General features: G+C 70.3%; 21 protein-coding genes. 8 read left to right on the top strand and 13 right to left on the bottom strand.

Translation table 11 applies throughout. From position 1 onward, the window contains the following. Window positions 1-31 precede the first annotated feature (31 nt). A complete protein-coding gene (locus tag ACFU8W_RS10635; protein ID WP_384034560.1) occupies window positions 32-1,039 on the bottom strand; it encodes an aldo/keto reductase in 1,008 nt (335 codons plus the stop codon). Window positions 1,040-1,354: 315 nt separating this feature from the next. On the opposite strand from ACFU8W_RS10635, the gene ACFU8W_RS10630 reads away from it, so the two are divergent. Further along, window positions 1,355-1,585, top strand: coding sequence for a DUF6243 family protein (locus tag ACFU8W_RS10630; protein ID WP_384035328.1), 231 nt, complete (start codon window positions 1,355-1,357; stop codon window positions 1,583-1,585). A 173-nt stretch (window positions 1,586-1,758) separates the two neighbouring features. On the opposite strand, the gene ACFU8W_RS10625 is transcribed toward ACFU8W_RS10630, so the two are convergent. Continuing rightward, the gene (locus tag ACFU8W_RS10625) at window positions 1,759-3,180 is read right to left on the bottom strand and encodes an MFS transporter (protein WP_384035325.1); all 1,422 of its coding nucleotides are present in this window, start codon (window positions 3,178-3,180) and stop codon (window positions 1,759-1,761) included. Window positions 3,181-3,329: 149 nt separating this feature from the next. Here ACFU8W_RS10625 and ACFU8W_RS10620 point away from each other — a divergent pair, with 149 nt between their 5' ends. Beyond that, a complete protein-coding gene (locus tag ACFU8W_RS10620; protein ID WP_384034557.1) occupies window positions 3,330-4,220 on the top strand; it encodes a helix-turn-helix domain-containing protein in 891 nt (296 codons plus the stop codon). On the opposite strand, the gene ACFU8W_RS10615 is transcribed toward ACFU8W_RS10620, so the two are convergent. Beyond that, window positions 4,193-5,677 (bottom strand): MFS transporter, encoded by a 1,485-nt coding sequence (locus ACFU8W_RS10615; RefSeq protein ID WP_384034554.1) that lies wholly within the window; start codon window positions 5,675-5,677, stop codon window positions 4,193-4,195. The genes ACFU8W_RS10620 and ACFU8W_RS10615 overlap by 28 nt on opposite strands. A 103-nt stretch (window positions 5,678-5,780) precedes the next feature. Here ACFU8W_RS10615 and dusB point away from each other — a divergent pair, with 103 nt between their 5' ends. From dusB to ACFU8W_RS10600, 3 genes are all read left to right on the top strand, one after another. After that, complete coding sequence (gene dusB / locus ACFU8W_RS10610; RefSeq protein ID WP_384034552.1) at window positions 5,781-6,929, top strand: tRNA dihydrouridine synthase DusB; 1,149 nt, start codon at window positions 5,781-5,783, stop codon at window positions 6,927-6,929. A 545-nt stretch (window positions 6,930-7,474) separates the two neighbouring features. Next, window positions 7,475-10,213 carry a pyruvate, phosphate dikinase gene (ppdK, locus tag ACFU8W_RS10605; protein WP_384034549.1) on the top strand — a complete coding sequence of 913 codons (2,739 nt, stop codon included), beginning with the start codon at window positions 7,475-7,477 and terminating at the stop codon, window positions 10,211-10,213. Between the two features lie 502 nt (window positions 10,214-10,715). Continuing rightward, complete coding sequence (locus tag ACFU8W_RS10600; RefSeq protein WP_384034546.1) at window positions 10,716-11,813, top strand: ArsR/SmtB family transcription factor; 1,098 nt, start codon at window positions 10,716-10,718, stop codon at window positions 11,811-11,813. Here ACFU8W_RS10600 and ACFU8W_RS10595 read toward each other — a convergent pair. Further along, window positions 11,808-12,419, bottom strand: a complete 612-nt coding sequence (locus ACFU8W_RS10595; protein WP_384034543.1) for a DUF4287 domain-containing protein — start codon at window positions 12,417-12,419, stop codon at window positions 11,808-11,810. The genes ACFU8W_RS10600 and ACFU8W_RS10595 overlap by 6 nt on opposite strands. Before the next feature lie 123 nt (window positions 12,420-12,542). On the opposite strand from ACFU8W_RS10595, the gene ACFU8W_RS10590 reads away from it, so the two are divergent. Further along, complete coding sequence (locus ACFU8W_RS10590) at window positions 12,543-12,953, top strand: VOC family protein (protein WP_345519434.1); 411 nt, start codon at window positions 12,543-12,545, stop codon at window positions 12,951-12,953. A gap of 21 nt (window positions 12,954-12,974) precedes the next feature. Here ACFU8W_RS10590 and ACFU8W_RS10585 read toward each other — a convergent pair whose 3' ends face one another. From ACFU8W_RS10585 to ACFU8W_RS10565, 5 genes are all read right to left on the bottom strand, one after another. Next, window positions 12,975-13,904 carry an oxidoreductase gene (locus ACFU8W_RS10585; protein WP_384034539.1) on the bottom strand — a complete coding sequence of 310 codons (930 nt, stop codon included), beginning with the start codon at window positions 13,902-13,904 and terminating at the stop codon, window positions 12,975-12,977. 35 nt (window positions 13,905-13,939) lie between these two features. Continuing rightward, a complete protein-coding gene (locus ACFU8W_RS10580) occupies window positions 13,940-15,106 on the bottom strand; it encodes an alkaline phosphatase PhoX (RefSeq protein WP_384034536.1) in 1,167 nt (388 codons plus the stop codon). 137 nt (window positions 15,107-15,243) lie between these two features. Beyond that, entirely contained in the window at window positions 15,244-15,603 is a 360-nt protein-coding gene (gene nirD / locus ACFU8W_RS10575) for a nitrite reductase small subunit NirD (RefSeq protein ID WP_266985906.1), read from the bottom strand. After that, window positions 15,600-18,188, bottom strand: a complete 2,589-nt coding sequence (gene nirB, locus ACFU8W_RS10570; protein WP_384034532.1) for a nitrite reductase large subunit NirB — start codon at window positions 18,186-18,188, stop codon at window positions 15,600-15,602. Before nirB ends, nirD begins: the two co-directional genes overlap by 4 nt. Before the next feature lies 1 nt (window position 18,189). Then, window positions 18,190-19,416, bottom strand: a complete 1,227-nt coding sequence (locus tag ACFU8W_RS10565) for an NAD(P)/FAD-dependent oxidoreductase (protein WP_384034530.1) — start codon at window positions 19,414-19,416, stop codon at window positions 18,190-18,192. A 193-nt stretch (window positions 19,417-19,609) separates the two neighbouring features. Between ACFU8W_RS10565 and ACFU8W_RS10560 the strand changes: the two genes are divergently transcribed. After that, window positions 19,610-20,395 (top strand): TSUP family transporter, encoded by a 786-nt coding sequence (locus tag ACFU8W_RS10560; RefSeq protein ID WP_345519446.1) that lies wholly within the window; start codon window positions 19,610-19,612, stop codon window positions 20,393-20,395. Window positions 20,396-20,459: 64 nt separating this feature from the next. Here ACFU8W_RS10560 and ACFU8W_RS10555 read toward each other — a convergent pair whose 3' ends face one another. The 4 genes from ACFU8W_RS10555 to ACFU8W_RS10540 form a co-directional block, all read right to left on the bottom strand. Continuing rightward, window positions 20,460-21,083: a class F sortase gene (locus ACFU8W_RS10555; RefSeq protein WP_384034526.1), complete on the bottom strand. Its 624-nt coding sequence runs from the start codon at window positions 21,081-21,083 to the stop codon at window positions 20,460-20,462. Between the two features lie 126 nt (window positions 21,084-21,209). Beyond that, complete coding sequence (locus ACFU8W_RS10550; protein WP_384034523.1) at window positions 21,210-22,094, bottom strand: hypothetical protein; 885 nt, start codon at window positions 22,092-22,094, stop codon at window positions 21,210-21,212. Window positions 22,095-22,459: 365 nt separating this feature from the next. Continuing rightward, a complete protein-coding gene (locus tag ACFU8W_RS10545; protein WP_384034520.1) occupies window positions 22,460-22,729 on the bottom strand; it encodes a DUF5990 family protein in 270 nt (89 codons plus the stop codon). Between the two features lie 18 nt (window positions 22,730-22,747). Next, window positions 22,748-23,539 (bottom strand): aminotransferase class IV family protein, encoded by a 792-nt coding sequence (locus ACFU8W_RS10540; protein WP_384034517.1) that lies wholly within the window; start codon window positions 23,537-23,539, stop codon window positions 22,748-22,750. Window positions 23,540-23,613: 74 nt separating this feature from the next. Here ACFU8W_RS10540 and ACFU8W_RS10535 point away from each other — a divergent pair, with 74 nt between their 5' ends. Further along, on the top strand, window positions 23,614-24,204 hold the full coding sequence (locus ACFU8W_RS10535; protein ID WP_384034514.1) for an NADPH-dependent FMN reductase: 591 nt from the start codon (window positions 23,614-23,616) through the stop codon (window positions 24,202-24,204). Window positions 24,205-24,223 lie beyond the last annotated feature (19 nt).

Genomic DNA, 24,223 nt, shown 5'->3' with positions numbered 1-24,223 from the left:
GGGGCCGCACCCCGACGACCGTACCCGGAGCTCAGCGCTCGCTGTCGAGGTGGGCCATCTGGTTCTCCGGGTAGCGCGCACCGGCGGCCGCGCCTGCCGGGACGGCCTCCTCGATCGCGGAGAGGTCGGCGGCCTCCAGCGTGACATCCAGGGCGCCGAGGGCCTCGGTGAGCCGGTCGCGGCGGCGGGCGCCGACCAGCGGCACGATGTCCGTCCCCCGGCCGAGCACCCAGGCGATGGCGATCTGGGCGACCGAGACGCCCTTCTGCTCGGCGATCTTGCGCAGGGCGTCGACCAGGTCGAGATTGTGCTGGAGGTTCCCGCCCTGGAAGCGCGGGCTCATGGCCCGGAAGTCGCCCGGGGCCAGCTCGCGGTCACGGCTGAAGTGCCCGCTGATCAGTCCGCGCGACAGCACCCCGTACGCCGTGACGCCGATACCCAGTTCACGGCAGACCGGCAGGATCGCGTCCTCGACGGAACGGGAGATCAGCGAGTACTCGATCTGCAGATCGGAGATCGGGGCCGCTGCCGCCGCCCGTCGGATCGTGTCCGCGCCGACCTCGGACAGGCCGATGTGGCGGACATGGCCGGCCTCCACCAGCTCGGCGATGGCGCCGACGGTCTCCTCGATCGGGACATCGGGATCGACGCGGGCGATCCGGTAGATGTCGATGTGGTCGGTGCCGAGCCGCTGGAGCGAGTAGGCGGCGAAGTTCTTCACGGCGGCAGGCCGGCCGTCGTACCCCGTGAAAGCACCTTCGACCGTGCGCAGTGCGCCGAACTTCACGCTGGTCAGCGCCTGTTCGCGGGCGGCGCCGGGGGCGGTGCGCAGCGCCTCGTTGATCAGTAGTTCGTTATGGCCCATGCCGTAGAAATCGCCGGTGTCCAGCAGGGTGATGCCCGCGTCGAGCGCGGCGTGGACGGTGGCGATCGACTCGGCGCGGTCGCTCTCGCCGTACAGCGCGGACATGCCCATGCAGCCGAGGCCCAGAGCGGAGACCTGTGGGCCGGTGGAGCCGAGCGTGCGGGTGGCGGTCATGAGGGACTCCCGTGGTGGTGGAGAAGAAGAAAGTGCGCGTGGAAGACAAGAGAGGGATGGGCTGTGGCACAACCATGGCATAGGGGATGACAGATTTCAATATCTGTCAGTCCAGTTCTGTGGTGCTTCGCACGGGGAGGCCGAAAACCGGGTGCTGCGGCCGGTGCGGCCGGGGTACGGTTCCCGTATGTCTTCGTTCTTCCAGATCTACGAGTGAGAGCGCGGCGGGCTCGATCGCCCGTCGCCCACCGGATCGATTCCAGGTCGCTCACGACCTCACGTCTCATGACGTCTCACCACGAATGGGAGAACCCCGTGGCCAAGAGCCGCAACAACCTTCTCGGTGTCGGCGGACAGCGCAAGAAGCTGTCCCGTGCCGATCAGCACGGCGCGGGCAGCGCGCGCAACGCCGACCGCAGGACCGCGGACGACCAGAAGCAGGAGCTGCTGCGCAAGATGCGCGAGCGCACCGGGGCCGGGCAGGCCCCGGCGTCCACCGATGCCGCGACGTCGAACCGCGAGGGCGACTCGGCGGCGCAGAGCTGACGCCTTCTCAATACCCGTACGACTGGTGCCCCCTCCCGGCAGGCTTTGCCGGGAGGGGGCACCGGTAAGCCCTGTCCGGCCCACGAAGGTCGGCCGGACAGGGCCGCGTGGGCCCGGATCACCTCTGGCGATCCGGGCCCACGCCCGTTCCCGTGCCCCGTCCGTGCGCGGGCTCACGCCACCGTGCGCGGCAGCCGCAGGCTCAGCAGCACCGTCAGTGCCACTGCCGCCAGCTGCACCAGCAACGTCACGGCCAGCGCGTCCCGCATCCCGGAGCCGGGGACCAGCGCGAGGAAGAGCGTTCCGAGTGTCGCCACGCCCAGTGCCAGCGCCGCCTGCTGCGTCGTCGTCATCACTCCGCCGCCCACCCCGGCCCGCTCGGTCGGCACGTCGGAGAGCACGATGCGGAAGAGGACCGGCAGCTGCAGCCCCTGACCGAAACCGGCGAGCGCGACGCCCGGCAGCAGCTGAAGCAGTCCCAGGTCCGGCCAACCGCGCCACACGGTGAGGGCGAGCACCGCAACGCCCACGCCCTGGATCAGCCCGCCCGCCGTCACGACCCGGGTACCGAACCGTCGGACCAGCCGCGGACCGGCCAGCGACGCCACGAAGAAGGCCGCGGCCATCGGCGCCAGTGAGAGCCCCGCGGCCGCCGGGCCCATCTGCAGCCCCTGCTGCAGCGAGACCGCGATCACGAACATGAAGCCGCCGAAGCCGAGCGAGAACGGCAGCACCAGAGCCAGACCACGCCGCAGCGAGTCCAGTCGCAGCAGGCTCGGCGGGATCAGCGGGATCTGTCCGCGCCGGTCGGCCCGCTGTTCGACCCGGTAGAAGGCGAATGCGGCGAACGGGAACAGCGCCAGCGAGATCCACGTCCACGCAGGCCAGCCCGCGGCCCGCCCCTCCGTCAGCGGTGCCAGCAGCGTCATCAGTGACGCGGCGAGCAGCAGCGTGCCCGGCACGTCGACGGGTGCGGGCCGGTCCGAGCGGGTCTCCGGTACGGCGCGGGCGGCCAGCATCAGCCCCACCGCCACCACCGGCACGTTCACCAGGAAGACCGACCGCCAGCCCGCGCTCTCGCCGAACACCGACGACAGCGGCGCGGCGGCGACCAGCACGCCGCCGACGATCTGGCCCGCAACCATCGAGAGCCCGGCCGTCGCCCCGTACAGGCTCATCGCCCGCGCCCGCCGGTGTCCGGCAGTGGCCGCCTGGATGGTGGCGAGCACCTGCGGCAACATCAGTGCGGCCGATGCGCCCTGCGCGACCCGCGCCCCGACGAGCGTCCAGGCGTCCGGGGCGAGCCCGCAGGCCAGCGAGGTGAGCCCGAAGGCCGCCATGCCGGCCAGGAAGAGCCGGCGCCGGCCGGCCATGTCGCCGAGCCGGCCGCCGAGGACGAGCAGGACGGCGTACGCGAGTCCGTACCCCGCGACGACGAGTTCCAGCAGCGCCGGGCCGGCGGCCAGGTCCTTGTCGATCGTCGGCAGGGCGACATTCACGATGAAGAAATCGATGAGCGGCAGGGCCGCTCCCAGGAGCACCGTGAACAGCCCGAGCGAGCCGAGTACCGGGGTGGGGTGGTCGTGCCGCACCACGGGGGTGGAGATGGCGGATGTCTGCGTCCGTACGGGGGATTCACTCACGACATCGACGATCGTCCTCCTCTCAGCCTGGTACCAGAGTGTCTTTATCCTGGTATAAGCAGCACCTGGCAGAGCGTGGCAGGGTTCGGCAGGCTGGAGGCATGACGACGATGGCGAGTGAGCTGTCCCAGGTGCGCGAGGAGGCCGAGGTCTCGGAGCACGAGGTCCGGCGGCACGAGCTCGCGGACTTCCTGCGCAGCCGCCGCGAGCGGATCACCCCCGAGCAGGTCGGTCTGCCCCGGGGCAGACGCCGTCGCACCCCCGGCCTGCGGCGCGAGGAGGTCGCCCAGCTCTCCGCCGTCGGCGTCACCTGGTACACCTGGCTCGAACAGGCCCGTGACATCCAGGTCTCGCCCCAGGTTCTCGATGCCCTCGCCCGCGCCCTGCTGCTCGATCGCAGCGAGCGCACCCATCTCTTCTCCCTGGCCGGCGCCGTCGACCCGACGCCCGACGCGGACTGTCCGAGCATCACCCCGGCACTGCGGGACATGCTGCGGCAGCTGGACCCGATCCCGGCCTGCATCCAGAACAGCCGGTACGACATCCTCGCGTACAACCGGACCTACGGGCGGCTGCTCTGCGACCTGGACGCCGTCACCCCCGAGGACCGCAACTGCATGATCCTCTCCTACACCAATCCGGACTGGCGCTCCGCCGTCGTCGACCTCCCGGAGATGAACCGGGTGATGGCCGCCAAGTTCCGTGGAGCGATGGCGGAGCATCTGGCGGAGCCCGCCTGGAAGGCCCTTCTCGGGCGGCTGGAGGCGGTCTCGCCCGAGTTCCGGGAGATCTGGGCGCGCCACGAGGTGGTCGGCCCCGGTGGCCGGACCAAACTCTTCCGCAACACCCACGTCGGACTGCTGCGCCTGGACCACACCGACCTCTGGCTCGGCCCGTCGACCGGTCCACGCATGGTGACGTACGCCCCCGCCGACGAGGAGTCCCGCGAGCGGCTGCGGCGGCTTCACGCCCTGGAACTCGCCGAGATGTGACCTCTGGCACCGATGGGCGCCGGTGCCTCCAGCCTCTCCGCGGTCCGTCGGGCGGTCTGCCGTGCCCAGCGCCCGCTGGTCAGCGCGCCGACGAGGAGGACGCACACCCCGCAGCCGGTGATGATCCACCAGGCGGGTTTGCTCGCGTCCACGAAGGCGGTGGCATACGCGGCGTCATGCGGGGAACCGGTGCCCGCCACGCCCGCCGCCAGCACCGCACCGATCACGGCGACGCCCAGCGTCCCGCCGATCTGCCGACTGGTCGAGGCGACCGCCGCCGCGACCCCGGCCTGCGAGCGCGGCATGCCGGAGACGGCGGTGTTGGTGATCGGGGCGTTCACCATGCCGAAGCCGAGGCCGAAGAGCACATAGCCGGTGAACAGCAGCACGGTCTGCGTCTCCGCGTCGAACGCCGCGAACAGCAGCCCGCACGCCGACATGGCCACACCCGCCACGAGCAGGGAAAACCGCGGCCCCCGGTTGCCGACGAGCCGCCCGGACAGCGGGGCGCAGACAAAGGTCAGGGCTGCCATCGGCAGCATGTACAGGCCGGCGTGCAGGGCGCTCAGGCCGCGCACGTTCTGCAGATAGAGCGTGTTCAGGAAGAGGAAGCCGCTCAGCGCGGCGAACGCGCTGACCGCGATGGCGGTGGCGCCACTGAAGGGGGCGCTGTGGAAGAACCGCAGATCGATGAGGGGCTCGGCCCGCCTGGGCTCGTACACGAGCAGCCCCGCCAGGGCGCACACGGTGAGCGCGGCGAAGGCCAGGATCCGCGGCGAGGTCCAGCCCGCGGAGGGCGCCTCGATGATCGCGTACGTCAGTGAACCGAGCAGCGCGATCACCAGCAGCTGACCGACGGGGTCGGGGCGGCGCGGCTTCGGGGCGCGGGACTCGGGGACGTAGCGCCAGGTGAGCAGCAGCGCGGCGAGCCCGACCGGCAGATTGATCCAGAAGATCGACCGCCAGCCGACCGAGTCCACCAGCAGGCCGCCGACCAGCGGTCCCGCCGCCATGGAGATGCCGACGACTCCGCCCCACACACCGATGGCGCGGGCGCGCTCGCGCGGGTCGGTGAACGTGTTGGTGATGATCGACATTGCGACGGGGTTGAGCATCGAGCCACCGACCGCCTGCACCATGCGGAACGCGACCAGCGACTCCAGGTTCGGCGCGAGGGAGCAGAGCACCGAGCCGAGGGTGAAGAGGACGAGACCGATCTTGAAGACCTTCGCCCGTCCGATCCGGTCGGCGGTGGAGCCCGCCAGCATCAGCAGCGAGGCGAGGACGAGGGTGTACGCGTCGATCGTCCACTGCATGCCGGCGACGGTGGCGTGCAGTTCGTGCTGCATGGAGGGCAGGGCGACGTTGAGGACGGTGTTGTCGAGGCTGACGATCAGCAGACTCATGCAGCAGATCGCCAGCACGAGTTGCCGTCGGCGGTGGCTGAGCTCGGGCATACATCAATAGTACGGTTAACTAACTACTTTCGCGCCGTGGGGCTGCCCGCCTCTCGCTCCGGCGCCCACCGAAGCAGCTCCCGCCGTACGCGACAATGGAGCAATGACCACGCTCGCCCCCTCGCTCCCGCAGCTCCGGATCGGCCCGCACACGGTGCAGCCGCCGGTGGTGCTCGCCCCCATGGCCGGTATCACCAACGCCCCGTTCCGCACCCTGTGCCGTGAGTTCTCCGGTGGCAAGGGGCTGTTCGTCAGCGAGATGATCACGACGCGCGCGCTGGTCGAGCGCAACGAGAAGACCATGCAGCTCATCCACTTCGACGCGAGCGAGACCCCGCGCTCGATCCAGCTGTACGGAGTGGACCCGGTCACGGTCGGCAAGGCCGTCCGCATGATCGTCGACGAGAACCTCGCCGACCACATCGACCTGAACTTCGGCTGCCCGGTCCCCAAGGTGACCCGCAAGGGCGGCGGCTCCGCGCTCCCGTTCAAGCGGCCCCTGCTGCGCGCGATCCTCAGCGAGGCCGTATCCAACGCGGGCGACCTGCCGGTCACCATCAAGATGCGCAAGGGCATCAACGACGACCACCTCACCTACCTCGACGCGGGCCGGATAGCGGTGGAGGAGGGTGTCACGGCCGTCGCCCTGCACGGCAGGACCGCCGCCCAGCACTACGGCGGCACCGCCGACTGGGACGCGATCGCCCGCCTCAAGGAGCACGTCCCGGAGATCCCGGTCCTCGGCAACGGCGACATCTGGTGTGCGGACGACGCCCGCCGGATGATGCGCGAGACCGGCTGTGACGGCGTGGTCGTGGGCCGCGGCTGCCTCGGGCGTCCGTGGCTCTTCGGTGACCTGGTGAGTGCCTTCGAGGGGACGGAGGCGAGGCAGGCGCCGACGCTCCGGGAGGTCGCGACGGTGATGCTGCGGCACGCGACGCTCCTGGGGGAGTGGATCGGCGACGAGACCCGTGGCGTGATCGACTTCCGTAAGCATGTGGCCTGGTATCTCAAGGGCTTCTCGGTCGGCTCGGAGATGCGCAAGAAGCTGGCGATCACCTCGTCGCTGGACGAGCTGGGTGCGCAGCTGCACGAGCTCGACCTGGACCAGGCCTGGCCGGACGGGGCGGACGGGCCGCGCGGGCGCACGTCCGGCAACAACCGTGTGGTGCTGCCGGACGGCTGGCTGAAGGACCCCTACGACTGCTCGGGCGTGAGCGCGGAAGCCGAGCTCGACACCTCGGGCGGCTGAGGCACCCGGTGCCCTTGATTCACCCCCGCTCATCTGAGCGTCAATCCGGGGTGAATCGAGGGTGGACGGGATGGTGCGGGGCGCCATGGCGCGCGATGGAGGTGCCCCGTCCGCTTTTCTTTCGCTCCTTGCGGTCGGTGCGTGACCGTACGTGCCCTTGAGAGTGTCCGGATAGTGACATCTGAGCGCCCGTCGGGGCGTGATTCTCGCCACCCCTGAGGGGTGTTTCGCTCAGATGAGCGGGTTTTTGGGAACTGCATTTCTCAAATGGTGGCACTCGGTGCCACCCCGCTTTACTTTGATCGATCGACGCATCCACTACGTACCGTGCGCACTTCGCGTGATCACGCGAACAGTGAGTAGTGATGTGTTCAAGAAATGAATGAATGCTCTCTCCGCATGAGTCCGGAACGAAACTTTCGATCTACTGGCGGACGAGTGGTTAAGGCCGCATGACGCGCAAGTGGACGTACCCAGACACCTTCGATCTGGGTATGTTCCTCGCCGTCAGGGCAGCCACCCGAGTCCTCTAGGAGTCGAGACCCGTGTCGGAAAACAAAGATCCTCACGTACCCACGCCGGAGCTCCTGGGTCAGAAGTTCGTTTATGACTTCACCGAGGGCAACAAGGATCTGAAGGACCTGCTCGGCGGCAAGGGTGCCAACCTCGCCGAGATGACGAACCTCGGGTTGCCCGTCCCTCCGGGCTTCACGATCACCACCGAGGCGTGCAAGGTCTACCTCGACAGTGGCGAGGAGCCGACGGCGCTCCGCGACGAGGTGAGTGCGCACCTCGCCGCCCTGGAGAAGCGGATGGGCAAGAAGCTCGGCCAGGCCGACGACCCGCTGCTGGTCTCCGTCCGCTCCGGCGCGAAGTTCTCGATGCCCGGCATGATGGACACGGTTCTCAACATCGGTCTCTCCGACGAGTCCGTCGCCGGTCTCACCGCCCAGGCCGGCGACGAGCGGTTCGCGTGGGACTCGTACCGCCGCCTGATCCAGATGTTCGGCAAGACCGTCCTCGGAGTCGACGGCGACCTCTTCGAGGAGGCGCTGGAGGCCGCGAAGGAGGCCAAGGGCGTCACCGTCGACGTGGATCTCGACGCGGCCGACCTGAAGAAGCTGGTCAAGCAGTTCAAGAAGATCGTCACGCGCGACGCCGGGCGCGACTTCCCGCAGGACCCGCGCGAGCAGATGGACCTGGCCATAAAGGCCGTCTTCGACTCGTGGAACACCGACCGCGCCAAGCTCTACCGTCGCCAGGAGCGCATCCCCGGCGACCTCGGCACGGCTGTCAACGTCTGCTCGATGGTCTTCGGCAACCTCGGCCCCGACTCCGGTACGGGCGTCGCCTTCACCCGCGACCCGGCCAGCGGCCACGCGGGCGTGTACGGCGACTACCTGCAGAACGCGCAGGGCGAGGACGTCGTCGCGGGTATCCGCAACACCGTGCCGCTCGCCGATCTGGAGTCGATCGACAAGAAGTCGTACGACCAGCTGATGCAGATCATGCAGACCCTCGAAACGCACTACAAGGACCTGTGCGACATCGAGTTCACCATCGAGCGCGGCCAGCTGTGGATGCTCCAGACCCGGGTCGGCAAGCGCACCGCCGGTGCAGCGTTCCGGATCGCGACGCAGCTCGTCGACCAGGGGCTCATCGACGAGGCGGAGGCGCTCCAGCGCGTCAACGGGGCACAGCTGGCGCAGCTGATGTTCCCGCGCTTCGACGAGGACGCGAAGACGGTGCTGCTCGGCCGTGGCATCGCCGCGTCGCCGGGCGCCGCGGTCGGCAAGGCGGTCTTCGACTCGTACACCGCGGTCAAGTGGTCCCGGTCGGGCGAGAAGGTCATCCTGATCCGCCGCGAGACCAACCCCGACGACCTCGACGGCATGATCGCCGCCGAGGGCATCCTGACCTCGCGCGGCGGCAAGACCTCGCACGCCGCCGTCGTCGCCCGTGGCATGGGCAAGACCTGCGTCTGCGGCGCCGAGGAGATCGAGGTCGACACCAAGCGGCGCCGGCTGACCGTCGGCGGGACCGTCGTCGAGGAGGGCGACATCGTCTCGGTCGACGGCTCCACCGGCAAGGTGTACCTCGGTGAGGTCCCCGTCGTCCCGTCCCCGGTCGTCGAGTACTTCGAGGGCCGGATGCACGCGGGCGCCGACGACGCCGACGAGCTGGTCGCAGCCGTGCACCGGATCATGGCGTACGCGGACCGGGTGCGCCGGCTGCGGGTGCGGGCCAACGCGGACAACGCCGAGGACGCGCTGCGGGCGCGGCGCTTCGGTGCCCAGGGCATCGGCCTGTGCCGCACCGAGCACATGTTCCTCGGCGAGCGCCGTGAGATGGTCGAGAAGCTGATCCTCGCGGACACCGACGACGAGCGCGAGGCCGCGCTCGCCGCGCTGCTGCCGCTTCAGAAGGCCGACTTCATCGAGCTGTTCGAGTCGATGGACGGGCTGCCCGTCACCGTGCGACTGCTCGACCCGCCGCTGCACGAGTTCCTGCCCGACATCACCGAGCTGTCGGTACGGGTCGCGCTCGCCGAGTCCCGCAAGGACGCGAACGAGAACGATCTGCGGCTCCTCCAGGCCGTGCACAAGCTGCACGAGCAGAACCCGATGCTCGGTCTGCGCGGCGTACGGCTCGGGCTGGTCATCCCCGGCCTGTTCGCGATGCAGGTGCGGGCGATCGCCGAGGCGGCCGCCCACCGCAAGAACGCCAAGGGCGACCCGCGCGCCGAGATCATGATTCCGCTCGTCGGCACGGTCCAGGAGCTGGAGATCGTCCGCGAGGAGGCCGACCAGGTCATCGCCGAGGTCGAGGCGGCCACCGGCACCAAGCTGAAGCTGACCATCGGCACGATGATCGAGCTGCCGCGCGCCGCGCTGACCGCCGGTCAGATCGCCGAGGCCGCGCAGTTCTTCTCCTTCGGCACGAACGACCTGACCCAGACGGTGTGGGGCTTCTCCCGCGACGACGTGGAGGCCTCGTTCTTCACCGCGTACCTGGAGAAGGGCATCTTCGGGGTGTCGCCGTTCGAGACGATCGACAAGGACGGCGTCGGTTCGCTGGTCCGCAGCGCCGTCGCGGCCGGCCGGGCCACCCGCCCGGACCTGAAGCTCGGTGTCTGCGGCGAGCACGGCGGTGACCCGGAGTCCGTGCACTTCTTCCACGAGGTGGGCCTCGACTACGTCTCCTGCTCGCCGTTCCGGATCCCGGTCGCCCGCCTGGAGGCGGGCCGCGCAGCGGCAGAGGCGAAGGGCAGCGACAGCCGCTGACCTGATCCCCGGACTCCGGGGCTGTCGGCTCACGTAAACCCTCAACGAGTCGACAACGGCTCCGGACCACCCTGAAGCGGCGGCACCCTGTGCGGGGTGCCGCCGCTTCGTCATGTCCGTATCCCCGGCGGAGACAAAAGGAGCGCGCAAGCGCTTTCGTCGATTGCCCCGCACATTGCTTCGTTCAATACGCAAAGATATAGACGGTGAACGGACCGGGGTGCGGCCCATGGATCCCCATCCATGGGCCACACCCGGCTTACCCCCGTCGGGCACGGTGCCGCACCGTTCACCGACCGCCGCCGAACGAGCAAAACCCCCCACGGCCTTCACTCGCTCTTCCGATCGGCTCAGGTTTCGCACCCGACGCCGTACAGCCTTTCGGGTGACGGTGGGTCGGGGCGAGACGTTTCACCTCTGGCCGAAACCCCGTGGTGACGTCCTGTGACGGTTCGCATACTCTTGAGTGCGGGGAATTGCGGATGCAACTAGTGGGGGTTCGGTGCTGCGTATTCATGTGTCCGGAATGGACCTTTCCAAGGTGCGTATGGCCACACGGCCGGACGCATTGTGGGAAACCATTCTGAGTTTTCACCGGCTGAGGGACCGGCGCGCATCCGCCGTCTTCGGGAAATGGCGGACGGAAACCCGGCCCCGGTTGAATGGTGAGACACGCCTGCTCGCCGCCCTGGTGCCGCCCCGCGGCTATTTCCCGGACTTCCTGACGCCCTCCCGAGCGACCGGCGAGCCGTACGGCCTCGACGCCGGAATAGAGGCGCTGCGCGGAACCCCGCCCGAGCGGCTCCACGCCGAGCTGGCGCTGCTGCGCACCGGCCGCCACGAGCCGGGGCGGCCGGCGCCACTGGGCGGGCGGCCCGGCGGCCGCGGCGGGTTACGTGCCGGTGGGGTGCGGCCCGTGGGCGGGCGCCCCGGCGAGGTGCGGCCCGTGCCGCCGCTGCGGCTGGACGCGCTCTCCGAGGGGCGCGCCGAACCTCTCGGGCGGCTCATCGCCGACCTGCGCAGTTACCACCGCGCCGCCGTCGAACCGTACTGGCCGCACATCCGGGCCAGCATCGAGGCCGACCGTGCCATCCGCGGCCGAGCCCTCCTCGACGGCGGCGCGGACGAACTCCTCGCCTCCCTGCCGTCCATGATCCGCTGGCGGGCCCCGGTGCTGGAGGCGGACTATCCCGTCGACCGGGACCTGCACCTGGACGGGCGGGGACTGCTGCTCCAGCCGTCGTTCTTCTGCCGCTCCACCCCGGTCGTCTACCGCGATCCGAAGCTGCCGCCGGTGCTCGTCTACCCGGTCACCCACTCCGCCGCCCCGGTCTTCGCCGACCCCGGTCCGGGCCCCTGGCTGGGACGGCTCCTCGGCAACACCCGGTCCACCGTCCTCCAAGCCATCGGCAACGGCTGCACCACCAGCGAGCTCGCCCGCCGGGCCGGGGTGTCCCTGGCCTCGGCGAGCCAGCATGCCTGCGTACTGCGCGAGGCGGGGCTCGTGCTCACCCTGCGGCACGGCAGTTCGGTCCTGCACACGCTGACACCGTTGGGCGGCTCGCTGCTGCGGGGCGGCGCGCCGCTCGCGCTGTCATGACGGGCCGGGTTGCTCCAGCAGTGCCTTGAGGACGTTCAGCCGGTCCTTCCAGAACGCCCGGTACGTGGCGACCGCCTCGGCGCCCGCGAGCTTCTCGTGGGCGAGACCCAGCTGGGTCCGTCCGTCCGGCAGCGCAGTCACCCGCACCGCGAGCCGTCCCGTCGCCGCCCCGGAGTCCGCGAAGTCCGCGGTCAGGGACCTGGCCGGGCGGTGTGTGCGCAGGATCAGTCCGGCGTCGGGGAGCCAGTCGCCGCGCAGCGCCGGATCGGTGAACGCCGCCAGTACCCGTTCCGCCGGAGCCGCGACCGTACGACTGGCCGAGGTCCGCCAGTCGCCGGTGGAGGATTGCCCGACCTGGCGCAGCCCGCGCTCCTGCTCGTATCCGACGGTGACCGACTGGGCGTACCAGCCGTCCATACCGTGCTCCGTACGCAGATGGGTGGCGATCTCGGTGTGGGTGTGCCGGGTCGCGTCCCAGGCGTCGAGTACGGAGAACCAGTCGTCCCAGTCCCGGCCGGTCCGTTCCCGGAGCGCGTCGGCCGACAGCTTCTCGGTGATCCGTCGGCCGGTCGATCCGCTGCCTGCTCCGTCCTTCGATACGTTCATGGCTCCGACGATAGGAGCTTCGGAAGATTTCTTCGCCGGTCGCGACGATTTCGGCGGCGGCCCGCCGTCTACCCCTCGGAAGCGCTCGAAGGGGGCGCCACCGATGAGCAGAGAAGAGTGGACATGAACCAGATGATCTTCGTGAACCTGCCGGTCAAGGACCTTGAGACGACGAAGGGCTTCTTCGCCAAGCTCGGCTTCTCCTGCAACCCGCAGTTCAGTGACGAGAACACCGCGTGTCTCGTCATCAGTGACACGATCTTCGCCATGCTCCTCACCGAGCCCCGCTTCAAGGAGTTCACCAAGAAGGAGGTCGTGGACGCGTCGAAGTCCACCGAGGTGATCATCGCGCTGAGCGCCGAGAGCCGCGAGAAGGTCGACGAGCTGGTCGACACGGCGCTTTCCTCCGGCGGTTCGCCCGCCAACGAGCCCATCGACCACGGGTTCATGTACGGCCGGTCCTTCCAGGACCCGGACCACCACATCTGGGAGGTCATGTGGATGGACCCGGCCGCCGTCCAGGGGCAGGGCTGACGCGTCGGAACACCTCGGGCCTCAGGGGGCGAGGCCCGGCCAGGTCACGCCGGTGAGCTGCTCGGACGCCATCCACAGGCGTTCGCCCGCCACATCGTTCCGCGTCCAGCCCGTCCGCCAGGACGGGGCGGGCGCACCCCGCCAGCCCAGCAGCTTCGGGCCGGTGAACGAGTCGGGGCGCACCCCGGGCGCGGTGGCCGCGTACAGCGTCGGCAGCGCACCGGAGGACGCGGGCTGGGCGAGGATCCGGTTGCCGAGTCCGACCACCCGTTCCGCGGTCCTGCGGTTCTCCATCCTGACGCCTGCCGTCTGCAGATTGGTCGCCGCGTATCCGGGATGCGCGGCCGCGGCGACGACGTCGGAGCCGGCCGCGGAGAGCCGGCGCGCCAGCTCATGGACGAAGAGCAGATTGGCGGTCTTCGAGCGGCCGTAGGCGATCCAACGCCGGTAGTTCCGCTCGCTGTTGAGATCGCCCATGTCGATGTTGGACAGGGCGTGCATCCCGCTCGACACGCTCACCACCCGGGCGCCCGGGGTGTTGAGGAGTTTCGGCAGCAGCAGACCGGTGAGAGCGAAGTGCCCGAGGTGGTTGACGCCGAACTGGGTCTCGAAACCGTCGGCCGTCTTCCGGTACGGCAGGGCCATCACACCGGCGTTGTTGATCAGCAGATCCAGCCGGTCGGACCGGTACGAAGCGGCGAACTCCCGTACGGAGGAGAGATCGGCCAGATCCAACCGTGCGAACTCCACCTCCGCGCCCGGCACGGCCGCCCGGATGCGTGACTCGGCCTCCTTGCCGCGGGTCTCGTCACGGCACGCGAGCAGCACCCGCGCACCGCTGCGCGCCAGTTCGCGTGCCGTGACGAGTCCGATACCGCTGTTGGCTCCGGTGACCACGGCCGTACGGCCGCTCTGGTCGGGGATGTCGCTCGCGTGCCAGCCCTGGGTCATGGATCAAGCGTACGACCGGAGCCCCACGGCCGGAATCAGCTGCGGAACGGCCCCTTCACCTCGTACGTGATGCCGCCGGACGAACTGCCGCTGGTGCCGCGCTGCGAGGAGAAGTAGAGCCGGGTGCCGTCCGGCGAGAACGCCGGTCCGGTGATCTCGGAGCCGGACTGGCCGCTGATCCGGAGGAACGGGGCGACGGTGCCGTCCGGGGTGATCAGGCAGATCTCCATGTTCCCGCCGTCCTCGGCGACATAGAGGTCCCCCGAGCCCGAACGGGTGACGTTGTCGACGCCGGTCAACGGGGCGGCGCCGCCGGTGACCAGGGAGTCGTCGTAGACGAGCGAGATCGACGAGGCATTGGCGTCGTACGCCCACACCCGGTTGTCGCCCTTGGTGGTGAACCAGCAGGTGCCCGCCGCGTAGAAGCAGCCCTCACCGCCGTTGAAGACCTTGGCCCCGGAGACCTGGTAGCGGGTCTGGGTGGGGGAGCCGTCCGGGTCGGGGACGGCCGCCCAGGTCACCGGGCCGCTGGTGGCGCTACCCGCCACGAGTACCTCGAGGGTGCCGCTCGCGAGGTTGCCCCAGGTGGTGGGGCGGAAGCGGTAGAACCGGCCGTCGGTCTCGTCCTCGGTGAGGTAGATGTATCCGTGGTCGGGGTCCGCGGCCGCAGCCTCGTGCTTGAACCGGCCCAGCGCGGGGCGTTGCACGGCGGCATTCACCCCCCACGGGTCGGTCTCGTACACGAAGCCGCGGGTGACCTCCTCACACGACAGCCAGGTGTTCCACGGGGTCCGGCCGCCTGCGCAGTTGTTGTTGGTGCCGGACAGGATGCGGGACGCCGAGGTGACGTTCCCGGCCGAGTCGAAACGCACGGCACTCGCGCCGCCGCCGCTGCCCGATGACACCTCGGAGTTGGAGACGTAGATCCAGCCGCTGCCGTCGGCGAAGACCGCACCGCCGTCGGGGGCGCTGTGCCAGGCGTACGAGGTGCCCGGGACGGTCTGCCCGGAGCGCGCGACGATGCGGCTGGTGAAACCGGCAGGCAGCGCAATGCCGTTGGCGTTCGCCGCCTGCAGTGCCCCGTAGGGTCCGGTGCCGGGCTGGGCGGGTGCGGCATACGCGGCGCCGCGCCAGAGCGTGCCGCCGAAGGCCGCCGCCGAGCTGCCGACCACCGCTGTGCGCAAGAAGGTCCGACGTTCCACGATCACTCCACTGGTGACGTGAGGGCCCGCCGGTCCGGTTGGCCCGGCGGGTCGCGCGTCAGGAACCTAGGGGGCGGTGTTTGACGGAGCGGCAACAGCCGGTGAATGGTCTGCGGCAGGGGTCCTATCGTTCGCCGTCAGGCGGCGCGTACCGCGTGGACCGGGACCGACACCTCGTCGTCGTCCAGGCAGGCACCCGTCGCCAGGTCGAAGCGCTGCTTCAGCAGTGGCGAGGCGACGAAGGGCCGCCCCTCGACGGATCCGACCAGGCCGCGTGAGAGGACGTACGCCCCCGTGAACGGGTCGCGGTTGTCGATCGCGTACGCACGCCCTGCCCGGTCCACGAAGAGTGCGACCTGGCGGCCGTCCGGGAGGAGCGCGGCGACGCCGCGCCCGGGGGTCAGCCGCGACAGCGCGCAGACCGTGAACCAGTCGTTCCCGTCGGCGAGCTGGACCACGGGGGTCTGCTGCGTCGTCTCCATCGTCGGTGCGGTCATCGGGAAGAGGTCCCTTCGAGAGTACGGACGGCGAGCACCGGTCCGGCGAGGATGTCCAGGTCGGGCTTGACCTGGTCGCGTTCGGGAACGAACCGCACCGACGGGTCGGGTGCGTCGGGCGCGTTGACGAAGGTGACGAACCGGCGCAGCCGGTCCGGGTCGTTGATGGTCTCGGCCCATTCGTCGCGGTAGCCGGCGACATGGTCGGCCATCAGCCGCTCCAGCTCCTCGCACAGCCCCAGCGAGTCGTGGACGACGACGTCGCGTACGTGGTCCAGGCCGCCCTCGATGCGGTCCAGCCAGGTCGAAGTGCGTTCCAGACGGTCGGCGGTTCGGATGTAGAACATCAGGAACCGGTCGATGAGGCGCACCAGTTCGGCGTCGGAGAGGTCCTGGGCGAGCAGGTCCGCGTGGCGCGGTTCGGCACCGCCGTTGCCGCCGACGTACAGGTTCCAGCCGTTGGCAGTGGCGATGATCCCGAAGTCCTTGCCGCGGGCCTCCGCGCACTCCCGGGCGCAGCCGGAGACCGCCGACTTCAGCTTGTGCGGCGAGCGCAGCCCGCGGTAGCGCAGTTCCAGGTCGATGGCCATTTTCACCGAGTCCTGCACGCCGTACCGGCACCAGGTCCGTCCCACGCAGGACTTGACCGTCCGCAGCGATTTTCCGTACGCGTGCCCGGACTCGAAGCCGGCGTCCACCAGGCGCGTCCAGATCAGCGGCAACTGGTCGACTCGGGCGCCGAACATGTCGATCCGCTGGCCCCCGGTGATCTTCGTGTAGAGGCCGAAGTCGCGGGCGACCTCACCGATCACGATCAGCTTCTCCGGGGTGATCTCGCCTCCGGGGATGCGCGGCACGATCGAGTACGAGCCGTTGCGCTGGAGGTTGGCCAGGAAGTGGTCGTTGGTGTCCTGCAGGGCCGCCTGCTCGCCGTCCAGCACATATCCGCTCGCGCCGAGCGTCGGCGCGAGCGAGGCGATGATCGAACCGACCGTCGGCTTGCAGATCTCGCAGCCGTCCCCGCCGCGCGCCGCCTCCCGCCCGTGCGAGTCGAGCAGTTCGGCGTACGAGGTGATGCGGAGGGTGCGGACGATCTCGTACAGCTCGCTCCGGGTGTACGAGAAGCAGCCGCACAGACCCTTGTCCTGGCTCTGCGGCAGCAGCTGACCGATCACCTTCACGCAACTGCCGCAGCCGGTACCGGCCTTGGTGCACTTCTTCACCTCGGGCAGCGTGGTGTGCTCGCAGATCGCCCCCTTGGTGACGTTGTGGCAGGAGCAGATCACCGCCTCGTCCGGCAGTGCGGACGGGCCGAGGGTGACCGGGCCGCCCGCACCGGCCGGCAGCACCAGTTGCTCGGGGGCGACGGGCAGGACCGTACCGGTCATCGGCCGCAGCGTCCCGTACTGATCGGCGTCCCCGACCAGTACCCCGCCGAGCAGCGTGCCGTCCCGGCCGATCACCAGCTTCTTGTAGACGCCGGAGCGGGAGTCGGCGTACACCACGTCGAGGCAGCCCTCGGCCGTGCCGTGCGCATCGCCGAACGACGCCACGTCCACCCCGAGGAGCTTCAGTTTCGTCGACAGATCGGCGCCGGTGAACGCCGCCTCCTTGCCCGCGATCACCTCGGCGACCGTCTGCGCCATCTCGTACCCGGGCGCGACGAGCCCGTACACCCGGCCGTCCGAGGCCAGCGCGCACTCGCCGATCGCGAAGACCGCAGGGTCCGAGGTGCGGCACTCCTCGTCGACGACGATGCCGCCGCGCTGCCCGACCGCCAGACCGCAGTCGCGGGCCAGCTGGTCCCTCGGGCGTACCCCCGCCGAGAAGACCACCAGGTCGGTGGCGAGCGACGAACCGTCGGAGAGCGACATGCCGTTCACCGTGCCGTCCTCGCCCGCGGTGACCTCCTGCGTGCCGACGCCCGTGTGCACGGTGAGACCCATGGACTCGATCGTGCGCAGCAGCGCCGCGCCCCCGCCCTCGTCGACCTGCACCGGCATCAGCCGGGGCGCGAACTCCACGACGTGCGTGTCGAGCCCGAGCCCCTTCAGCGCGCCCGCCGCCTCCAGCCCGAGCAGCCCGCCGCCGACGACCGCACCGGTCGTCGCCGTCCTCGCGTACTCCTCGATCGCCAGGAGGTCCTCGACGGTGCGGTAGACGAAGCAGCCCTCGGCGTCCTTGCCGGGGACCGGCGGGACGAACGGGTACGAGCCGGTGGCCAGCACCAGCGTGTCGTACGCGAACGTCTCGCCGGAGCGCGCGGTGACCGTGCGGGCCTCGCGGTCGAGGGTCTCGGCAGGGTTGCCGAGGTGCAGCTCGAAGCCGTGCCGCTCCATGAAGCCGGGCTCCACGAGCGACAGATCGGCCGGGGTCCTCCCGGCGAAGTACGAGGTCAGCTGGACCCGGTCGTAGGCGGGGCGTGGCTCCTCGCAGAGCACGACGACCCTGGCCGTGCCCGCGGCCGCGGTCAGCCCGCGCTCGGCGAGCGCCTCCAGGAACCGCTGGCCGACCATGCCGTGTCCGACGACCACGATGGTCGGGAGGGCGGAGGTACGGTCGGTCGGGGGAGTGGACACCGGCATCTCAGAAGCCTCCGTCGTTGGTGAGCAGGTGGAGCAGGGACGTTTCGGCGGGGAGCGGTTCGTCGTCCTCCCAGGTGCGGGCGAGGGTGCCGACCGCGGCGAGATCGCCGAGCAGCACACCGCCCGCCAGTCGGTCGCCGCGGACGACGACCGCGCGGTACGCACCCCGGGTCGCGTCGGTCAGCCGGACGACGTCATCGCCGGGCAGCGGCCGGGAAACCCCGAACGCGGCCAGATCGAGCGCACCGGCGGGGTCGGCGGGCGGGCCGTGCAGCGTGAGACGGGTCAGGGCCCGGGTGCCGTCGTAGCGGGCGGGCCGCCCCGCCAGCACCTCGGCGAGCACATCGGCCTGCTCCAGCGCCGGGCCCGCGAGCCCGTAGAGCGTGCCACGATGCTCGGCGCAGTCGCCGACCGCGTGGATGTACGGGTCGGACGTGCGCAGTTCGTCGTCGACGACGACACCCTTGCGGACGTCCAGACCTGCCGCCTGGGCCAGCCCGGTCCTGGGCCTTACCCCGCAGGCCAGCACCGTGATCTCGGCCGCCAGCTCATAGCCGTCGGCGAGCTCCACGGCCCGCACCGCGCCGTCGGCGCAGCGCAGCCCGCGGACCCGGCACTCGGTGTGCACCTCCACCCCGAGAGTCTCCAGATGACGCCGGAGCAGCCCGGCCGATCCGGCATCCAGCTGCCGCTCCATGAGGTGCTCGCCCTGCTGGGCCAGCACCACCTGGGCGCCGCATTCGGCGAGCGCGCGGGCGGCGGAGACGCCGAGCAGGCCGCCGCCGATGACGACGGCGCGCACGCCCGTACCGGTGTGCCGCCCCACGGCTTCCCGCAGCGCCAGGCAGTCGTCGAGCGTGCGGAACGCATGCACTCCGTCCGGCATCGTGGTGCCGAGTCCGCGCAGCGGCGGCAGCACCGGGTTCGAACCGGTCGCCAGCACCAGCCGCTCGTACCCCACGACGCTTCCGTCGTCGCAGTGCACCAGCCGGTCGGCCCGGTCGATCCGCACCGCCCGCACCCCGCGCCGTACCTCGGCCGGGGGCAGGGCGATGACCTCGGCCGCGTACCGCCCGGCCAGCACCTCGGCCAGCAGCACCCGGTTGTAGGGGGCGTGCGTCTCCTCGCCGATGACGGTGACGCCGGGCACCCGGGCGGCGAGCCGTGCGCCCGCCATCCCGGCGCCGATCACCACCACACGCGCCGCGTTCTCCGTCTGTGTCCTCATGGTGAGAAGCGTGCGCGGTGGGTGTTACCCGATCGGATCCCCGCTGTTTCCCGGGAGGAACCTTGCGCTCAGCGCGTCCGAAGAGGGTCTGTGAGGGCCGCGGAGCCGCGGAAGCTCAGAGTTGGCTCAACTTTCCGGCGATCCCGCAGAAGCAGTTGGACGGGACACGTATCGCCTCCATAGGGTCACGAGCATGCCCGACATAACCCTGACCACCCTCGTTGTCCTGTGCCTCGCCGCTGCCGCCGCGGGCTGGATCGACGCGGTGGTGGGCGGCGGCGGGCTGCTCCTGCTGCCCGCGCTGCTGCTCGGTCTGCCGCACGTCCCGGCCGCGCATGTCCTCGGCACCAACAAGGCGGTGGCCATCGTCGGTACCTCGGGCGCCGCCGTGACGTACGTGCGCAAGGCGCCGGTGAAGGTCTGGACGGCGGTGCGGATCGGGCTGATGGCGCTGGCCGGATCGATGACCGGGGCCTTCTTCGCCGCCGGGATCAGCAGTGACGTGCTCCGTCCGGTGATCATGGTGGTGCTTTTGGCGGTGGCGGCGTTCGTGATGCTGCGGCCGCAGTTCGGCAAGGAGGCGGAGGGGGGCAGGGACCGGAAGGTCACCCGGGCCCGTACCGTCACCGCGATCGTGCTGGTCGGCGGCGGCATCGGCTTCTACGACGGGCTGTTCGGGCCGGGTACCGGCACGTTCCTGGTGCTCGCGCTGACGGCCGTGCTCCACCTCGACCTGGTGACGGCGTCCGCCACCGCCAAGATCGTCAACGTCTGTACCAACGCCGGTGCCCTCGCGATGTTCGCCTACCAGGGCAGCGTGCTGTGGCAGCTGGCCGCGCTGATGGCGGTGTTCAACCTGGCGGGTGGGCTGCTCGGGGCGCGGATGGCGCTGCGCAAGGGCAGCGAGTTCGTCCGTGGTGTGCTGCTGGTCGTCGTGTTCTCACTCGTCGCGAAGCTGGCGTTCGACCAGTGGGCCTGACGGCCTCCCCACTCCCTGTCGTGGGGGAGGCCGTCAGAGGAGCTCCAAGGGTGCGCGACCGGCGTCAGCGCACTCCGGTGAGGTGCGCGTACGCGACCACGTTGCCCTGGTAGCCGGTGTCCGGTGAGAAGCCGCCGCCGCAGGTGATCAGTCGCAGCGCGGGGAACGACGAGGCGCCGTACACCCGCCGATCGGGGAAGTTCTTGTTCTCGTACACCTCGATGCCGTCGATCGAGAAGACGGCGGTGCTCCCGTCCTGCCGGACCACCTCGACGGTGCTGCCCTTGGCCAGGGACCCCAAGCCGTAGAAGACGGACCGTCCCTGTGCGTTGTCGACGTGACCGGCGACGAGCGCGGTGCCCTCGGCGCCGGGCGGAGTGCCGTCCTTGTACCAGCCGACGACATTGCGGTTTTCGGCCGGCGGCACGTCGAGGCTGCCGTCGGACCTGAGCCCGAGCCGGATCATCGGGGCGTCCACCTTGATGCTGGGGATGCGGAGACGGACGGGCGTCGAGGGCCGCAACGGGGCGGCGACGGGCGAGCCGGGCTGTATTCCGGGACCGGCGGCGAAGGCCTGGGCGGTGGTCGGCTGCGGTGGCACCATCACGGTGCCGGCGCCGTTCTGGATCAGCCAGACGCCGACCAGCGCTGCGACGGCGACCAGCCAGCCCTTGGCCTTCTGGGACACGGTCGTTCTCCGGGGTGTCGTCCTCCGGGACGGGAAGGACGTGAGGAAGGAAGTGAGGTCCCGTCCCGGTGGCGCGCGGCCACCGGGACGGAATCGTGGCGGTACGGGGACATGGATGCGTCCCCGTCAGCTGTCCGCCTGCGTGCCGCTCGCCCGACGACGCAGGAGCCAGGCTCCGCCGACGGCGGATGCGGCGAGAACGCCGGCACCCGCCGCGATCTGGGAGGTGTCCGGGCGAACGCTGCCGCCCACACCAGTTTTGACGTGCCCGGAGGGAGAGGTGGGCACGCTGGGGCTGTCCTGACCGCGTCCGTTTCCGGTGTCAGGACCGGTGTCGCCCCCGGTCCCGTTCCCGGTGTCGCGCCCGCTCTGATCGCCGGTGTCGCGCCCGCTCTCGGTGCCGGTGGAGGGCTTTTGACCGGGAGGCGTCTCGTCGCTCCGGGAGTTCCCGAACCCGGAGGAGCTGTCCTGCCCGGCGGAGGAGCCGAGGCCGAAGGGGTTCTGGTTCCCGAGGAGGCTCTCGCCCCTGGCGGTCAGGTCGTCGAGGGAAGGCACCCCCAAGCCGCTGTCCGTGTCGTCGCCGGAGCCGTTGCCCTCCACGGCGTGGGCGGTGCTGCCCGCTGTGGCGTTCTTCGCGGTGTCCGCAGCCTTCACCTGCAGCGTTCCGGTGGCCCCCTTGCCGTTCTCGCAGGACACGTCGATGCTGTACTGACCCGCCTTGGTCATCGTCGGCACCGTGAACGTGCCGACCACCACCTCCTTGCGGGTGGTGGACCCCAGCTTGAAGTCCCCTCCTTCCAGGGAGTTCGCATCCCCGGTGGCCTTCGCGCCCTTCCCGCAAGCGGTGGTGTTCACCGTGACTGTGGTGCCCGGTGCCACGTCCGCCGGGGATATCTCCAGCTGGCCGAGGTCCCCTGCATACGCGGGCGTCGTGGCGGTGGACAGGCCGAGCGCGGCAGCGGTGAGCGCCGTGGCGGCGGTGCCGGTCACGAGGCAGGCAGGACGGCGCATGGGGGTTCCTCCGAGCAGGGGCGCTGGTGGGGTATCTCCTGATGGAGAGCTAACGGGCGGCGCGCCACCCATGCATGCTGACGCTCGGTCAGCTTTCACTCGACCGGTCCGGGCCGGACCCCTTGGCGAGCGATAAGTGTGCAGGTCACGGCGGAGATGAGAGGGTGCCTGGCCGGTCTCGCGACACACCGTGCTGATCGGGTGACGAGCCGCGAGGAATGAGTGCCGCACGTCACATGCATGGCCTCGTCGGTCCCGGGCACACGCATGACACCCCCCACGGGACGGCTTTCCCCCGCCGGCCCAGGCCGCCGCCCTCATCGGACCCACCCCCCCCTGGCTCCGATGGGGGCGGTCCCGTGCCGTCACTCGGGAGCGACGGCGGACCAGGTGACGACCGGCGGCCGGACGAGGGCGCAGATCGGCTGCCCCTTGGCGTCGGAGAGGCGCAGGCGTGCGGTGAGGTGTCCGGAGCGCACGGCGGCCTCGAGTACGGCCGGATCGACGTCGTCGAACCTCGACGTGGCCCGCCGGAACATGGAGAAGACGCCGTGATCGTTCCGGGCGCCGGGCAAGTCGCTGTCGGCCCCGCAGGTGAGGCCGGGGAGGTCCGAGCCCTCGATATGGATCCGCACGGCCTCCGTGTTCCCGTCTCAGACGGTGTCCCAGGGCGCGGCCTCGTACGCCAGCCCCACCCGCTTCATCAGTTCCTCGTCGACCACGAACTCCGTGTCGTCGATCCGCCGGATCGGCGCGATGCCCTGCGAGTTGGTGAGGAATGCCGACCGGTAGCCGCCGATCCCGTCCAGCGTCACCGGACGCCGTACGGACTCCAGCCCGGCACCCGGAAGTTGCTGTTCCAGCAGGGCCATGGTGATGCCGAGCAGTGCGGGTGCGTCGGGCCAGACGACAGAAGTGCCGTCCCAGAAAGCAATGTTGGTGATCGCCCCTTCCGTCACCGTCCCGTCCGGTGCGATCAGCAGTGCCTCGTCGAAGCCGGAGCGTGCGGCGAGTTGCCCGTAGTAGGTCTGGCCGAATTCGCCGGGGCGCTTGATGTGCGGGACGGTACGGACATACGGAACGGACATCAGGCTGTGCGGTTCGGTGGACTTCTGCGCCGGTCCGCGCACGGTGACCATGACGGTCGTCACTGTGTCGCCCGGCGGCAGGAAGGCGTGCACCCGGGTCGAGGCGTCCCGTGCCCCGGCACTGTCCAGCGCGTGCCGGATCAGCTCGCGCACCCGGCCGCCGTCGAGCCCGTGGCCGAAGAGTTCCCGGTTGGCGGCGCCCAGCCGGGCCAGGTGGAGGGCGAGGCCGCGTACCCTCCCGCCCCTGACCTGCATGGCGGTGAAGTGGCCGTAGTTGGAGAAGGCGGGGATCCGGAGATCCGCCTCCGTTGCGGGGTGTCCGTTGAACTCGACGTACAGGGGCGCGGCGGTCGTCATGTGTTCCACCGTATGCCGGAGAGGTGAGGGGCGGCGCTTGACCTCATCCTTGGTTGACGTACGAGTCTCGCCGCATGGAACTCACCACACCACCCCTGAAGGTCGCGGTCATCCTCGCCAGCAATCGCGAGGGCCGCTTCGCCCCGATTGTCGCCGACTGGTTCCTCTCCCGTACCGCAGGCCACCCGGGCATCGAGACCGACCTGATCGACGTCGCCGAACTCGATCTCCCGTTCGCGCTCACCTACCGCCCGGGACCGGACGTACAGACCCGACTGGCGAGAGTCTCCCTCCGGTTGGCCGCCGCCGATGCCTTCGTCGTCGTCACGCCGGAGTACAACCACTCGTACCCCGCCCCGCTGAAGAACCTCATCGACTGGCATCACGCCGAATGGCAGGCCAAGCCCGTCGCCTTCGTCTCGTACGGGGGAGTGTCGGGCGGTCTGCGGGCCGTCGAACATCTTCGCCAGGTCTTCGCCGAGCTGCACGCCGTCTCCCTCCGCGACACCGTGTCGTTCCACAACGCGGGCGCTCTCTTTGACGACGAGGGCCGGCACAAGGACCCCGTGGCCGTCGACGCGGCGGCGAAGACGCTGCTCGACCAGCTGACCTGGTGGGGGAGTGCGCTGCGGGACGCCAAGGCGGTCCGCCCGTACGGAGGCTGATCGCTTCTCGGCTGGACGC

Source organism: Streptomyces sp. NPDC057565 (assembly GCF_042801455.1).
Classification (GTDB): Bacteria; Actinomycetota; Actinomycetes; order Streptomycetales; family Streptomycetaceae; genus Streptomyces; species Streptomyces yanii.
This window is presented reverse-complemented; position numbering and strand designations above follow the sequence as displayed.

What these genes read in the sequence shown, in the direction of transcription:
- ACFU8W_RS10635 (WP_384034560.1), bottom strand. Translation starts at nt 1,039, where the DNA reads ATGACCGCCACCCGCACGCTCGGCTCCACCGGCCCACAGGTCTCCGCT.
- ACFU8W_RS10620 (WP_384034557.1), top strand. Translation starts at nt 3,330, where the DNA reads ATGACGACGATGGCGAGTGAGCTGTCCCAGGTGCGCGAGGAGGCCGAG.
- ACFU8W_RS10615 (WP_384034554.1), bottom strand. Translation starts at nt 5,677, where the DNA reads ATGCCCGAGCTCAGCCACCGCCGACGGCAACTCGTGCTGGCGATCTGC.
- dusB (WP_384034552.1), top strand. Translation starts at nt 5,781, where the DNA reads ATGACCACGCTCGCCCCCTCGCTCCCGCAGCTCCGGATCGGCCCGCAC.
- ACFU8W_RS10595 (WP_384034543.1), bottom strand. Translation starts at nt 12,419, where the DNA reads ATGAACGTATCGAAGGACGGAGCAGGCAGCGGATCGACCGGCCGACGG.
- ACFU8W_RS10590 (WP_345519434.1), top strand. Translation starts at nt 12,543, where the DNA reads ATGAACCAGATGATCTTCGTGAACCTGCCGGTCAAGGACCTTGAGACG.
- ACFU8W_RS10585 (WP_384034539.1), bottom strand. Translation starts at nt 13,904, where the DNA reads ATGACCCAGGGCTGGCACGCGAGCGACATCCCCGACCAGAGCGGCCGT.
- nirD (WP_266985906.1), bottom strand. Translation starts at nt 15,603, where the DNA reads ATGACCGCACCGACGATGGAGACGACGCAGCAGACCCCCGTGGTCCAG.
- nirB (WP_384034532.1), bottom strand. Translation starts at nt 18,188, where the DNA reads ATGCCGGTGTCCACTCCCCCGACCGACCGTACCTCCGCCCTCCCGACC.
- ACFU8W_RS10565 (WP_384034530.1), bottom strand. Translation starts at nt 19,416, where the DNA reads ATGAGGACACAGACGGAGAACGCGGCGCGTGTGGTGGTGATCGGCGCC.
- ACFU8W_RS10560 (WP_345519446.1), top strand. Translation starts at nt 19,610, where the DNA reads ATGCCCGACATAACCCTGACCACCCTCGTTGTCCTGTGCCTCGCCGCT.
- ACFU8W_RS10550 (WP_384034523.1), bottom strand. Translation starts at nt 22,094, where the DNA reads ATGCGCCGTCCTGCCTGCCTCGTGACCGGCACCGCCGCCACGGCGCTC.
- ACFU8W_RS10540 (WP_384034517.1), bottom strand. Translation starts at nt 23,539, where the DNA reads ATGACGACCGCCGCGCCCCTGTACGTCGAGTTCAACGGACACCCCGCA.
- ACFU8W_RS10535 (WP_384034514.1), top strand. Translation starts at nt 23,614, where the DNA reads ATGGAACTCACCACACCACCCCTGAAGGTCGCGGTCATCCTCGCCAGC.